The 14,014-nt window shown below is 40.0% G+C and carries 13 protein-coding genes; 4 read left to right on the top strand and 9 right to left on the bottom strand.

Annotation, left to right across the window (positions count from 1 at the left end; genetic code table 11):
• Positions 1-448: 448 nt before the first annotated feature.
• Genes recG through asnC form a run of 3 tightly spaced genes read right to left on the bottom strand, consistent with a single transcriptional unit; the run spans position 449 to position 3,776 of the window.
• A complete protein-coding gene (gene recG, locus J5X91_RS17265) occupies positions 449-2,530 on the bottom strand; it encodes an ATP-dependent DNA helicase RecG (RefSeq protein WP_208835300.1) in 2,082 nt (693 codons plus the stop codon).
• Positions 2,531-2,590: 60 nt separating this feature from the next.
• On the bottom strand, positions 2,591-3,277 hold the full coding sequence (trmH, locus tag J5X91_RS17260) for a tRNA (guanosine(18)-2'-O)-methyltransferase TrmH (protein ID WP_179808274.1): 687 nt from the start codon (positions 3,275-3,277) through the stop codon (positions 2,591-2,593).
• 40 nt (positions 3,278-3,317) lie between these two features.
• Positions 3,318-3,776 carry a transcriptional regulator AsnC gene (gene asnC / locus J5X91_RS17255; protein WP_011329434.1) on the bottom strand — a complete coding sequence of 153 codons (459 nt, stop codon included), beginning with the start codon at positions 3,774-3,776 and terminating at the stop codon, positions 3,318-3,320.
• A gap of 191 nt (positions 3,777-3,967) precedes the next feature.
• On the opposite strand from asnC, the gene asnA reads away from it, so the two are divergent.
• The gene (gene asnA, locus J5X91_RS17250) at positions 3,968-4,963 is read left to right on the top strand and encodes an aspartate--ammonia ligase (RefSeq protein WP_182679192.1); all 996 of its coding nucleotides are present in this window, start codon (positions 3,968-3,970) and stop codon (positions 4,961-4,963) included.
• A 102-nt stretch (positions 4,964-5,065) separates the two neighbouring features.
• On the opposite strand, the gene J5X91_RS17245 is transcribed toward asnA, so the two are convergent.
• The 6 genes from J5X91_RS17245 to J5X91_RS17220 form a co-directional block, all read right to left on the bottom strand.
• The gene (locus tag J5X91_RS17245) at positions 5,066-6,673 is read right to left on the bottom strand and encodes a FapA family protein (RefSeq protein WP_011329432.1); all 1,608 of its coding nucleotides are present in this window, start codon (positions 6,671-6,673) and stop codon (positions 5,066-5,068) included.
• A 153-nt stretch (positions 6,674-6,826) separates the two neighbouring features.
• Positions 6,827-7,219, bottom strand: coding sequence for a RidA family protein (locus J5X91_RS17240; protein ID WP_011329431.1), 393 nt, complete (start codon positions 7,217-7,219; stop codon positions 6,827-6,829).
• Positions 7,220-7,231: 12 nt separating this feature from the next.
• Positions 7,232-9,340 (bottom strand): bifunctional GTP diphosphokinase/guanosine-3',5'-bis pyrophosphate 3'-pyrophosphohydrolase, encoded by a 2,109-nt coding sequence (spoT, locus tag J5X91_RS17235; protein ID WP_011329430.1) that lies wholly within the window; start codon positions 9,338-9,340, stop codon positions 7,232-7,234.
• A 128-nt stretch (positions 9,341-9,468) separates the two neighbouring features.
• On the bottom strand, positions 9,469-9,744 hold the full coding sequence (gene rpoZ, locus J5X91_RS17230; protein ID WP_011329429.1) for a DNA-directed RNA polymerase subunit omega: 276 nt from the start codon (positions 9,742-9,744) through the stop codon (positions 9,469-9,471).
• Positions 9,745-9,869: 125 nt separating this feature from the next.
• Entirely contained in the window at positions 9,870-10,490 is a 621-nt protein-coding gene (gmk, locus tag J5X91_RS17225) for a guanylate kinase (RefSeq protein WP_011329428.1), read from the bottom strand.
• Positions 10,491-10,606: 116 nt separating this feature from the next.
• Positions 10,607-11,467: a YicC/YloC family endoribonuclease gene (locus J5X91_RS17220; RefSeq protein WP_011329427.1), complete on the bottom strand. Its 861-nt coding sequence runs from the start codon at positions 11,465-11,467 to the stop codon at positions 10,607-10,609.
• A gap of 163 nt (positions 11,468-11,630) precedes the next feature.
• Between J5X91_RS17220 and rph the strand changes: the two genes are divergently transcribed.
• The 3 genes from rph to J5X91_RS17205 are packed head-to-tail and all read left to right on the top strand — an operon-like array spanning position 11,631 to position 13,443.
• A complete protein-coding gene (gene rph, locus J5X91_RS17215) occupies positions 11,631-12,344 on the top strand; it encodes a ribonuclease PH (protein WP_011329426.1) in 714 nt (237 codons plus the stop codon).
• Positions 12,345-12,362: 18 nt separating this feature from the next.
• Positions 12,363-13,007 carry an orotate phosphoribosyltransferase gene (gene pyrE / locus J5X91_RS17210; protein WP_011329425.1) on the top strand — a complete coding sequence of 215 codons (645 nt, stop codon included), beginning with the start codon at positions 12,363-12,365 and terminating at the stop codon, positions 13,005-13,007.
• 55 nt (positions 13,008-13,062) lie between these two features.
• Positions 13,063-13,443 (top strand): diacylglycerol kinase, encoded by a 381-nt coding sequence (locus J5X91_RS17205; protein ID WP_011329424.1) that lies wholly within the window; start codon positions 13,063-13,065, stop codon positions 13,441-13,443.
• The last annotated feature ends 571 nt before the right edge of the window (positions 13,444-14,014 follow it).

Raw genomic sequence — 14,014 nt, 5'->3', positions numbered from 1 at the left:
AAACAGCGCCGATGATAGTGTAGCATTTGCTATGTGAAAGTAGGACATTGCCAGGCTCCAAATTGTAGAAAGCCCGAATTTAACGATTCGGGCTTTTTTACGTCTGGAATTTAATAAATAGCCAAAAGCCCATGCGAATTCAGTAGTGGCTGCTCCTGCACATCCTGTGCTCTACGGCATTTGTATTCCTCTATATCAAACAAAACAGCTCGAAGGCGAGCCCCGCGGAAGGCCGCCCCGACACAAAGAGTGTGTAGCATTTGCACTGTGGCTCTCCACTGCTGCGGGCACCACGACATTCTACTGCGTTGTCGCTACGAAGTAGCGCGCCGACCCCAAATCGAGAAAGCCCGATTGAAAATAATCGGGCTTTTTTACGTCTGCAGAAAAGTGTAATTTAAGCTGGAAAGTACTAGGGGTAGTCTCAATATTGTGAAAGAGCGCAGTTTTAAGCTAGTGCGTAGTTGGATTTATTACCAAGCCATCTACTTATAAGTGCATCTACTTGTTTTGGGTGCTGTATTAGCATTTGCTGCGCTATTGGCCTGACTTGATTTAAAGTGTGTTTGTCGCGGGTTAGATCGGCAATTTTAAATTCAGCTAAACCGGTTTGTTTAGTGCCGAGCACTTCACCAGGGCCGCGGATCTCTAAGTCTCGCTCAGCTATAACAAAACCATCGTTACTATCTCTTAACACGCCCAGACGCTTTTGTGCTGTATGTGAGAGAGGTGCATGGTATAAAAGTACACAATGCGAAGCGGTAGCTCCACGCCCTACTCGACCACGTAGTTGGTGTAATTGTGCTAAACCTAAACGCTCAGGGTTTTCTATAATAATCAAACTGGCATTAGGTACATCCACTCCTACTTCAATGACTGTGGTTGCGACTAAAACATGAATATTACCAGCTTTAAACTCACTCATAATGGCTTGTTTTTCTGTAGCTTTCATCCGTCCATGTATAAGGCTTACGTTTAGCTCTGGTAAGGCTTCTTTTAATTGCTGCGCGCTATCTTCGGCGGCTTGGCATTGCAGCACTTCTGATTCATCAATGAGCGTGCATACCCAATAAACTTGCCTGCCTTGCTCATGGCAGGCTAATTTAACGCGCTTGATAATATCGCCTCGACGAGTGTCTGGTAATGCCACTGTTGTTATGGGTGTTCGACCCGGTGGTAATTCATCTATTACAGAGGTCTCTAAATCGGCGTAAGCGGTCATTGCAAGTGTGCGAGGTATAGGTGTTGCTGTCATGACTAGTTGATGTGGGTAACAGTCGCCAAAGCGGCCTTTTTCACGCAGTGATAATCGTTGATGAACACCAAAACGATGTTGTTCATCGATAATAATAAGCACGAGATTATGAAATTTCACCTCGTCTTGAAATAACGCATGGGTGCCGACGATCATTTGCGCCTCCCCGGAGGCTATTTTTTCAAGTGTAGCTACACGTTCTCTACCTTTAGTTTTACCTCCAAGCCAGGCAACTGTAATACCTAATTGGTTAAACCAGTTATTAAAGTTAATCCCATGCTGCTCGGAGAGAATTTCGGTAGGAGCCATTAAAGCTACCTGAAAACCTTGTGCTATAGCAGTCAATGCACTTAATGCTGCTACTAATGTTTTACCTGAGCCAACATCGCCTTGTACTAAACGCATCATAGGGTAAGGCTGTTGTAAATCACCTTTAATTTCGGCGACTACACGACTTTGTGCATTGGTTGGATCAAAAGGGAGTTGCGCTAAAAATTGGCTTTCTAATGCGTTGTTAGGATTTAAGCTGACAGCTTTAACTTGTTGCCCTTGTTGGCGTATTTTTAACAAGCTGAGATTTTGCGCTAGTAGCTCTTCAAAAACGAGCCGCTGCTGAGCTGGATGAGTACCTTGTTCAAGTGCAATTACGTCTATGTCGTTAGGTGGGCGATGTAATAATAGTAAGGCATCACTTAGCCCTAAATTAGAAGGTTGCCATTGCGCTGGAAGCAACTCCTCTACTGAATATTTTTGCAATAGATTAATAGCTTGATCGCTAAGTGCTCTAATTGATAATTGCTTTAAACCTTCAGTGGTTGAGTAAACCGGAGTAAGCGTTGTAGCCGTAGGCTGCTCATTGGGTGTGTCGCTTATGCTATATTCCGGATGACTCATTTCAAAGCCTACACGGCCACGGCGAACTTCACCAAAACAACGTATTATTTTTCCTGCACTGAGGGCGTTTTTTTGTGCTGCGGTAAAATTAAAAAATCGTAGTGTAAGTCTGCCGGTGCCATCGTTTATTTGGCAAACTAGCATGCGCCTTTTACCAAAGGTGATCTGGCTTGTTTCAATTGTTGCTTCCACGCTTACATGGCTGTGTAATGAAAGCTCGTTTATAGTATAAAGCCGGGTGCGGTCTTCATAGCGAAGAGGTAAATGAAACAGCATGTCTTGTACTGTAGAAATACCTAGCTTTAGCAATCGCTCGGCCATTTTAGGGCCAACGCCTTTGAGTTCTGTTATTGGGTATTGGCTTAAGCTAGGTTTAGACAAGGTGGGCTCAAATCTTATTATTTGTAAGTGAGTTAAGTGTACTTATAGTGCGACGTGGCATCAAGCATGTTTTAAAGCTTGCCAAAACTGTTCATCAGCTACTATTTCACCGTGCTCATCGAGTACCGGGTAGGGAAGCTTTTTTAGCTTACATTGCCGAGCAATAATAGGGTGACACCCTTCAAAATAAATGGGATGTTTAATTTCATCACTCAGCATATTGCGACTATAAAGGCCTGCAAGTTCGCGCTGACGTTGAGCTTCAAAGAGTATTAATGCAGCTGCAACGGATACATTAAGTGATTGCACCATCCCTTGCATGGGTATAATAATGTTTTGATCAGCGTGTTTTAAAGCTTGCTCTGAGATCCCTGTTTTTTCTTGGCCGACAATAATGGCGGTTGGCTTAGTATAGTCTATTTCTCTAAAATCAACGGCATCGGTTGATAAGTGAGTCGCGAGTATTTGTATATCGGGATTACGAGCACGCATGGCTGTTGCCGCATCGTCAATATTTTTATGTAAATGTGTTTCCAGCCAGTTTTTACTACCACCAGAGGTATTATTAGTAAGCCATTTTTGATTTTCTGGCCATACGGCATGCACATGATGACAACCTACGGCGTCTGCACTTCTTACGATAGCGGAAAGGTTATGGTGTTTATGCACGTCCTCTAAACACACTGTTAGGTCAGTTTGTCGGCGCGAAAGTACGTCTGCGATTCTTTGATAGCGAGTTTGCTGCATGATTATCCTCTTTTTCAGTAATTATACGAGATTTTTAGTGTTAAGGCATTACTGTGCGGCTAATTGGGTTTTGTAGCGATATAAGAGTTTCTGTTGATTGAATAGCTTCAATTGCTTGTATTTTATTTATCAGTACATCTTGCAGATGATCGATTGAGCGAGTCATTACTTTGATAAAAATACTGTAGTTACCAGTGGTGTAATAAGCTTCAACAACTTCCTCTAGTGCTTCGAGTTTAATTAGAGTTTGCGGATAGTCGCGTGCACTATTTAAATTAATCCCAATAAAACAGCACACGTCATAGCCCAACTGCTTGGTGCTGATAGTTAACTGAGTTCCTGTGATGATCCCCGCTTGCTTCATTTTTTCAATACGAACATGAATTGTGCCGGCACTCACATTAAAACGTTTTGCTAATTCTGCGTAGGGTGTGCGTGCATTGGCCATTAATGCATGCAGAATCTGTTTATCGAGATTATCGATTTGATAATTTTCCATTACCTTTACACTCTTTGATTGTTGAATCTTAATGTTTTATAGCATTTAATTGATGTTTTTAATATGTTAAAGCTATTTTTATTGTGGGTTATTGAATTAAATAATTAAATTGTTACGATAACCATATTGAAGCGTTATTTAAGACGCAATGAGTTACGAAAGTACAATAACTGGGAATGAGGCCAATTATTATGAGTTCACTTTATGTGCAGCAGCAGCAGCAAATAAGTCAAGTTAAGCATTTTTTTTCACAGCAACTAGAGCAGCAATTAGGATTAATAGAAGTACAAGCTCCTATACTTGCTCGAGTGGGCGATGGCACTCAAGACAACTTAAGTGGCCATGAAAATGCGGTAGCTGTAAATATAAAAGCTATTCCAGATAGCCGTTACGAAGTAGTGCACTCACTTGCAAAGTGGAAACGTAAAACATTAGGAGATCATAGCTTTTCTCATGGTGAAGGCATTTATACACAAATGAAGGCGTTACGCCCAGATGAAGACTCGTTGAGTCCTATTCACTCAGTATATGTTGATCAATGGGATTGGGAAAAGGTGATCTGCCAAGATAGCGAGCGCACACTAACGATACTTAAACAAACAGTTGAAGCAATCTATACCGGTATTAAAAAAACGGAACAATTTGTTAGCGATAAATTTGGTATTACGCCATTTTTGCCAAGCAGTATTACATTTGTACATAGCGAAGAGCTGCGAGAAATGTACCCAGATTTTAGTGCTAAGCAACGAGAAAAAGCGATTGCACAAGAGTACGGGGCGGTATTTTTAATTGGCATTGGTGGTAAATTGAGTGATGGTAAAATTCATGATGTAAGAGCACCAGACTACGATGACTGGTCAACGCCAACCTGTGACAAATACGCAGGATTAAATGGTGATATTTTAGTGTGGAACCCATTATTAGAAGACGCATTTGAGCTATCTTCTATGGGGATCCGCGTTAGTCCAGATGTGTTGCAAAAACAATTAAGTATGACGAGTGACGAAGACCGTTTAGAGTTTGATTGGCATAAGGCATTAATACAAAATAAATTTCCGCAAACAATTGGTGGTGGTATTGGTCAATCTCGTCTTGTTATGTTGTTATTACAAAAACCACATATTGGCCAAGTACAAGTGAGTGCATGGCCGCAACAAACTCATGCTGCATTTGATGGCTTGTTATAAATAATAAGGCCAATTAGCATAACTGCTTGGGCAATTTAACAAATTTAAATAGCCCCTTAGTTAAGTAGGTTGATTTAATGAGTGCTTCAAAAGCACTCATTTTTAATGCGTTTTAAATTCTACCTCAATTTTATTATTTTGTAGCTTTACACTACACGGAGGATAAGTTCGCGTTGTTTTGAGTACTTTATCAAAAATATGTATCACTACACCTGAATGTAAAACACTGTTAACTGCTAAATTGGCATTATTCAATAAATCATGTAAATTATTTTCTAGGTTTGATAAGCGCTTTTCTAACTGCTCGGCTTGTTGGCAGTAATGCTGTTGAGTCGCGCCAATTTTCCCAATAAGCATATTCTTTTTTTCTATATCCTTAAGTAAATCGGCTTTTTCTAATGCGGCTTGTAAGGTATCAAGTTGTTTATCGGTATTTGCTAAGTCTTGAAAGCAATTATCGGTATCAGCAGTGATTTCGGCCCCCGATGCAGCTAAGTTAATGACCATTTTTGCCCCCGATTCATTGCCTATTTCCCCAGCAATAAGGGTTGTTGCATTTAGCACTTCTCCGCCAAACAGCCTACCCTTGGGGAGCTCTGCTTGACCAACTTGTAGTAGATTAACAGCCTTTATTGAGCAGTGACTTGCTTGGCGTTCAATGAGTATATTAGTTGCTTCAAGGTAGCTATATTGTGCATGTGAAATATAGATGTCACCTTTGCAGTTGAGCGTGCAAGAGAGTGATTTATCTTCAGGTTTATAATGGCCAATAATCCCTTGTTTTACGGTAATGTTACCATCGGCTGTTAACTGTGCAGACTCAACAGTACCAAAAATAGTAATATCGCCTTTAGCCTTTACTCGCATACCTGGCTCAATGTTGCCACTAACAATAACGCTGCCATTAAAATCAATATGACCACTTTTTACTGTAACTTCCGATATGGTAAAAATATCATCAACACGCATGCCATTATTTATTTCAACCGGTACACCAGCAATAGTAGAGACAAGTTCAAGTGGGTTAGATTTTGATATTTCAGTGCCTTCACCAGAAACTAAAGAAAGTATCTCGCCTGATTTAGCTGGGAGTAAGTCGCCAAGTACATTAAACCCTTCTTTACCTGGCGTGGCTGGTTGCTGGCGAATAAGTGTTTCGCCGGGGCTTACACTGGCTAATTTACCAAAGTCGCGCATATCAACACTGCCATCATCTTTTAGTTTTGGTGTTTTTAGACGATCTTTAAGGGTTTTTACTAAAGTATTAAATTTAGTATCTTGGCCATCAATAGGTAATCTGCCTTTAGCCAAAATGCCTTTAGTTGAGCTTCCGGCAGGCATTTCAAATTGTTTTTGCAGGAGTTTTTCTAAAAAAGCTTGTTTATAACCTCTTGCTACTCGCGCTTTTACCAGCTGCATTTTTGCATCATCTAAACTAAGAACATTACCGCCTTGAGCTAGTGTTAATTCGCCAATAGCGAGCATTTTGTCATCACTAATAGTCACGCTTAATATTGCATCGTGTTTAGTTGCTACTACTAAGATAGGCTCAGGGTTTTTACTTTTAAAAAAGTTATTTATAGAGTCATAATCTATTTTACAATCACAAAAATTCGACTCTTCTAGTGCTTCAATTATAAAAGCGGCTGAAGGGGGCGAGTGCTTACCGATATCAAGTAATACATTTCCATTATGAGCAAGCTTAAACACGAGTTAATCCTTTTTACTATCAAAGTTAAGTTTGTTTATATGACAGAATAATAGAGTGCTAGAAATTTACTTTTGAGTCAAGAATTGAGGGTAATAATGCGCAGGAAGTAGCAGAATAAGAGCTATAGCTTTGGCTATAGCTCTTAGAATAAATTAGTTAGTTGAAGGTAACTCCATAATTCCATCAATTTCAACTTGTACATTTTTAGGTAAAGCTCTTACACCAATAGCTGCACGGGCAGGGTATGGTTTTTTAAAGTATTGGCTCATTACTTCGTTAACTATTGCAAAGTTAGATAAGTCGGTAAGGTAAATATTCACTTTTACTAAGTCTTGAATTTGACCACCTGCTTCTTCACATACCGCAGCAATATTTTTAAATACTTGGTGTGTTTGCTGCGCAAAGTCTTCTGATATGACTTCCATCGTCTCAGGTACTAAGGGTATTTGACCAGATAAATAAACAGCAGTGCCTACTTTAACTGCTTGGCTATAAGTGCCAATTGCAGCAGGTGCTTTGTCGGTAGAGATAAATGCTTTATTCATGTGTTTCCTATTTTACTTTTTACGATAGACCTTTTGCACATCAGGCATCACACGAATGCGACGCATAATATTAGCAACATGGATACGGTTTTTAACGGTAATCCCTAAATCTATCACGTATAAATTACTTTCTTTTTCATCGGTGGCAATTTCTACAATATTAGCTTGTGTTGTCGCAACCACATTAGTTAACTTAGCGAGTGCACCTTGGTGGTTAATAATTTCAACACGTAAAGCCGCAATATATTCTTTTTCAGGGTTGTCATCCCATTTAACCACTAAGTATTTAGAGCGATCATTTTCCCACCCACGAATGTTTTTACATTCTTGGCGATGAACTGTTAGTCCTTTACCTTGGCTGATGTGTGCAGTAATAGCATCACCAGGAACAGGGCGGCAGCATTTAGAATAGTTAACCAGCATGCCTTCAGTACCAATAATGGTTGCCTTAGCTTGCTTGGCAATATTGGCTACATCACCATCCTCGTTTTGCAATAAACGTTTTGCAATTAGCATACTCATTAAATTTCCAGAACCAATCTCAACTAATAACGCTTGTACTGTAGTGAGCTCATGCTCTTTAAGTACTCTGTCGATATTTTCTTGGGCAATACTGTCGAGCTTACTTTCACCCAATGCAGAATCGAGTAAACGTCGGCCTAAAAGGAGTGCTTCTTCGTGATGCTGGCTTTTAAGGTAATTACGAACCCCTAAGCGCGCTTTACCTGTAACAATAAAGTTTAGCCAAGTTGCATTAGGGTGAGCGCCAGAGCTGGTAATTATTTCTATCGTTTGCCCTGTATCAATTGGTTTACTCAACGGGTAAGGTTTGCGATTAACACGTGCGCCAACACAAGTGTGGCCCACGTCAGTATGCACCGCATAAGCAAAATCAACCGCTGTTGCGCCCATAGGTAGCTCAATAATACGACCATCAGGTGTAAATACGTAAATTTCTTCAGGGAATAATTCAGTTTTTACATTTTCAACAAACTCAAACGACGAGCCAGCGCTTTGCTGTAACTCTAACAGGCTTTGCATCCATTGGCGTGCACGTTGCTGTGCAGTACTTCCAGCGCCACCATCATTTGCTTTTTTATACATCCAATGTGCAGCGACCCCTTTATCTGCCATATGATCCATGTCATGGGTACGGATCTGAATTTCAACCGGAATCCCATGCGGACCCACCAAAGAGGTATGTAAAGACTGGTAGCCATTTGTTTTTGGCACGGCAATATAATCTTTAAAGCGAGTTTCAATTGGTTTATATAAATTATGCGCTACGCCTAAAACGCGATAACAGATATCCATAGATTCAACCGCGATTCTAAACGCATAAATATCCATTACTTCATTAAATAGCAGCTCTTTATTAAGCATTTTTTTATAAATGCTATAAATATGCTTTTCGCGACCAGACACAGTTGCCTTTATTCCTGATTGCTCAAGACGCATTTCTATTTCGTTTTGAATGTTAGAAATAACTTCCTTGCGATTACCTCGTGCTTTAGCTACTTCAGATTTAAGTGCACGATGACGCATCGGATATAAAGCCTGAAAACCTAAGTCTTCTAGCTCATTTTTAATATCATGAATACCTAAACGATTGGCTATTGGCGCATAAATTTCTAATGTTTCGCGGGCAATACGGCGGCGCTTATCAGGGCGTAGTGAGCCTAATGTGCGCATATTGTGCGTACGATCGGCAAGCTTGATTAAAATAACCCGAATATCTTGGGTCATTGCCATAATCATTTTGCGGTAATTCTCAGCTTGGAATTCTTTTTTATCTTTAAAGCTAAGTTTATCGAGCTTACTTACCCCTTCAACTAATTCAGCAACAGTATCACCAAAAATTTCAGCTAAGTCTTGCTGGCTAAAATTAGTATCTTCAATAACATCATGCATCAACGCAGCCATAAGTGTTTCATGGTCAAGATGCATACTTGCAAGAATTTGGCTTACTTCAACAGGATGAGTTATGTAGGGCTCGCCACTTGAACGAGTTTGTCCTTCATGGGCCTCTCGGGCTACCACATAGGCTTTTTGCACCAGCTCAACGTCGGCGGCTGGCAAGTATTCTGAGATTTTCTTTTTAAGACCTTCAAAAAGATACATTCACACTCCAATGTTCTTGTGAAGCAAATAGGAAACGGTAAGTTAAGAATATACGATGAAAAGACAGGATTGCCAACGGCTAGTGAAGAAATACTGCGCCGTTGGCTAAAATCAGACCGGGAGGTCGATTATTGGTTGCCACCAACAATAGCAGCAACAGCAGCTAATTCAGCTGCTTCTTGATGTTGTTGCTCTTCACGATCAATAACGTCCATTGATGAGCTATCTACCAAACCTAATTCAATTTCACGTAAAGCAATTACCGTAGGCTTGTCGTTTTCAGGGTCTACTAGTGGTCTTTTACCACCAACAGCAATTTGACGGGCACGACGGGCCGCAACTAAAATTAAGTCAAAACGATTACCAATTGCATCTACTGCATCTTCAACTGTTACGCGGGCCATCTCAGCACTCCAAAATAATTTAAAAGCAAAGGCGTAGTTTACTGCAAGCAGCCTGTTTCGCCAATAGCCAGTGGTTAATTTTTATCTGTTTTACTTGCTTAATAGCAATATAAGCAAAGCTTACATTATTTAAGTAAGCTATTTAGTAAACTTTGATGACGAACGCTTTGCATTTTTAATGTTAAACGCTGCGCCATAACAATTGTTTCTATGTCGGTTAGTGCAGTATCAAAGTCATCATTAACAATTACAAAGTCGTATTCGTTGTAATGTGACGTTTCTGATTGCGCTTGTGCCATACGCCCAGCAATAATTTCTTGCGAGTCTTGGCCGCGGTTATTCAAACGTTGCTCTAGCTCTGCCTTTGAAGGCGGTAAAATAAAAATAGTTTGTACACTAGGCATAATTTTACGCACTTGCTGCGCACCCTGCCAATCAATATCTAAAAACACATCAATACCAGCATCTAGTTGCGACTCAATAGCTTGTTTTGAAGTGCCATAGTAGTTATCAAACACTTGCGCCCATTCAAAAAAGTCATCTTTAGTTATGAGTGCTTTAAATTCATCGGTTGATACAAAATGGTAATGTACACCATTCTCTTCACCAGGTCGTTTAGCGCGAGTCGTGTGTGATACAGATACCTTCATATCCGTATGCTTTTTCAATAACGCATTTATTAAGCTTGATTTACCCGCTCCCGATGGTGCCGATAAAATAAATAAGTTTCCGCGAGTTTGAGCCATGTTTTTCTCTATCTAAAATAAATAGGCTTGAGTTATAAATAACTCAAGCCTTTAATAACACTATTGCACTTTAATTAACTCTTAGTGCTCAATTTTAAGGCTTGAACATTAAAGCATTACTCAATATTTTGAATTTGCTCACGCATTTGCTCAATCAGCACTTTTAGCTCTACAGCGGCAGTAGTAATGTCACTATTGATAGACTTAGATGCTAATGTGTTTGCTTCGCGGTTAAACTCTTGCATCATAAAGTCTAAACGACGACCACATGCCCCGCCTTTTGTAAGAATTTTTTTGGTTTCTTTAACATGCGACTTTAAGCGATCTAATTCTTCAGCCACATCTTGCTTTTGAGCTAAATAAATAAGCTCTTGTTCAAGGCGTGATTCGTCAATATTAGCCGTTAAATCTTCGAGTTTTTGCGCTAACTTTTCGCGCTGCCATTTGGCAATTTCAGGCATGTGCGTTTCTACAATAGCTACTTGCTCTAAAATAGCTTCAAGGCGAGTAGCTATCATCTCTTGTAGGTTTTCACCTTCATCACCACGTGCAGATTTAAAATCTTCTACTACTTGGTCAAAGCCTGCAATAAGTGCAGTATTTACACTATCCATATCAAGCTCTTGTGCTTCCATAACACCAGGCCAGCGTAGTATATCAACTGGGTTAATGTCACCATCACTGTGTTGTTGTACCCACTTAGCACTATTTATTAGCTGCTCTGCAAGTGCTTCATTAATTGACAGCTCGCCAACATGCGCAGGGTTTGCTACAAACTTTAAGAAAACTTCAACTTTACCGCGTTGTAAATGTTTACGTAAGCGCTCACGAATTACTGGCTCCATGCCACGAAATTGCTCTGGTGCACGAATAAATGTTTCAAGGTAGCGCTGGTTCACTGAACGAACTTCCCAAGTGCCGGTGCCCCAATCGCCTTTTATTTCGCGACGCGCGTAAGCAGTCATACTGTGGATCATGGATAGTTTCCTAAAATTAATAAATACAATATTACAATGATTATACCGTAACACTGCTTAAGCTCTAGGGAAAATTTAATAGACTGAATATTTTACAATCAGCATGGCATCTACACCGACATGCACTTATAATGTCGCAAATTCTGAATTAAGGGGATCGTCAATGCGTCCAAGCGAAAGAACAGCTAACCAAATTAGACCTGTTACATTTACACGTAATTATACTTTGCATGCTGAAGGCTCAGTACTTGTTGAGTTTGGTAATACTAAGGTGCTTTGTACTGCTACAGTTGAATCGGGTGTACCTCGTTTTATGAAAGGCCAAGGTAAAGGTTGGATCAATGCAGAATACGGTATGTTACCGCGTGCAACGCACACACGTAATGCCCGTGAAGCGGCGCGTGGAAAGCAGGGCGGTCGTACTATGGAAATTCAACGCTTAATTGCGCGTGCACTTCGTGCTGCTGTTGATTTAAAAGCGCTTGGCGAAAACACTATTACTATTGATTGCGATGTTATTCAAGCTGATGGCGGAACACGTACCGCATCTATTAGTGGTGCCTGTGTTGCATTAGTTGACGCACTTACGCATATGCGTGCTAAAGGGATGATCAATTCAAACCCACTTAAATACATGATTGCAGCAATTTCGGTAGGTATCTATAAAGGCCAAGCCATTAGTGATCTAGAGTACATAGAAGATTCAGCAGCAGAAACCGATATGAACGTCATTCTGACCGAAACCGGCAAAATTATCGAAATTCAAGGAACTGCCGAAGGTGAACCGTTTTCGTTCGACGAACTCGATGAGTTACTTACATTAGCTAAGCACTCTATTCGTGAAATTATCGACGTACAAAAGCAAGCATTAGCATAACGCAAAGGATCACTGTATATGAAAGATTATCAAATAGAGTTTATTGAGTTCGCTTTAGAAAAGCAGGTATTAAAGTTTGGTGAATTTACTTTAAAGTCAGGCCGCACTAGCCCGTACTTTTTTAATGCTGGTTTATTTAATACAGGACGAGATTTAGCGCGTTTAGGCCGTTTTTATGCTGCAGCATTAGAAGATGCCGCCATTGAGTACGATGTATTATTTGGCCCTGCTTATAAAGGTATTCCTATTGCAACGACAACCGCAGTTGCTTTAGCAGATCATTACAATAAAGATGTACCTTATTGTTTTAATCGTAAAGAGAAAAAAGCACACGGTGAGGGTGGCACATTAGTAGGCTCTGAACTTAAAGGTAAAATCATGCTAGTGGATGATGTGATCACCGCCGGCACTGCTATTCGTGAGTCGATGGAAATTATCGCAGAGAATGGCGCAGATCTAAGTGGTGTATTGATCGCCCTTGATCGCCAAGAAAAAGGTAAAGCCGAGTTATCAGCTATTCAAGAAGTTGAGCGAGACTTTAATACCAAAGTCATCTCTATTGTAAAACTAGCAGATCTAATTAGTTACCTTGAAAGCCAAGGGACTATGGATCAGCATTTAGCCTCAGTTAAAGCTTACCGCGACCAATACGGTGTAGCGTAAATAAAAGCCTCGCAATGCGGGGCTTTATTTTGACCTTCATTTATAGAGTTTATTAATGAAAGATGTATTAAAACCAAATGGCCTCGGTCTCAAGCGTGTTTTTAAAGCAAGCTATTGTTCGTACCTTGGCTTTAAAGCCGCGTTTAAAGAAGAAGTCGCATTTAGACAAGAGCTACTCCTATGCATTATTTTGTTACCACTATCATTTTGGTTAGCTTCGTCATTACTTCATTGGGCACTACTTGTTAGTACGCTACTGATTATGCTTATAGTCGAATTATTAAACTCCGCAATTGAAGCCCTAACCGATCGGGTAAGCACAGAGCGGCATGTATTATCAGGTAGAGCCAAAGATATGGGATCTGCTGCAGTAACACTTGCATTGTCGATCGTCGTGATCATCTGGGGCATTAGCCTTTATATAAAGATCGTTTAACCCTACTTTTAAATATGAGAAGGTATAAAAATATCTTTAGTTGTTAATAGCTTGCTAGTTATGTTGTGTTTTTAACGTGTTTAGCTCAAATACTCAGCGAACAGCAGTTTATTTCAAGTTTTCTTTAAAAAACAGTTGATCTGTTTTCGGATCTCCCTATAATGCGACCCCACTGAGATGGGAAACGCCGATGCATAGCAAGGCAGTAACTACTTAGAGAGTTAAATAAAACTTCGGTTTTAAATTGTCGAAAGAAAGTTTAAAACAAAGTGTTGACTCGAAAAATAAAGGATGTATTATACGCATCCCTTGAGACGCTAAAGCGACTCAAAACGTTCTTTAACAATATAAAGCAATCATCTGTGTGGGCACTCGTACAGATTGAGTTCTAACAGCCAACCTACTTACTCTTTATGGGTAATTAGCGAGGCAAACAAATTAGAGTCTCAATTGAAAACTGAGTGACCAACAGAAGTAACTTATTTATAAGTTGATTCGGCACAGTCAATTCAATATCGAAAGATATTAAAATAAATTCAGAATTCATTGAGCTGTCGAAAGACATAAAACT

This window comes from Pseudoalteromonas sp. K222D, assembly GCF_017653575.1.
Classification (GTDB): Bacteria; Pseudomonadota; Gammaproteobacteria; order Enterobacterales; family Alteromonadaceae; genus Pseudoalteromonas; species Pseudoalteromonas nigrifaciens.
The sequence above is the reverse complement of the archived record's forward strand: the minus strand, read 5'-3'. Positions and strand labels throughout refer to the sequence as shown.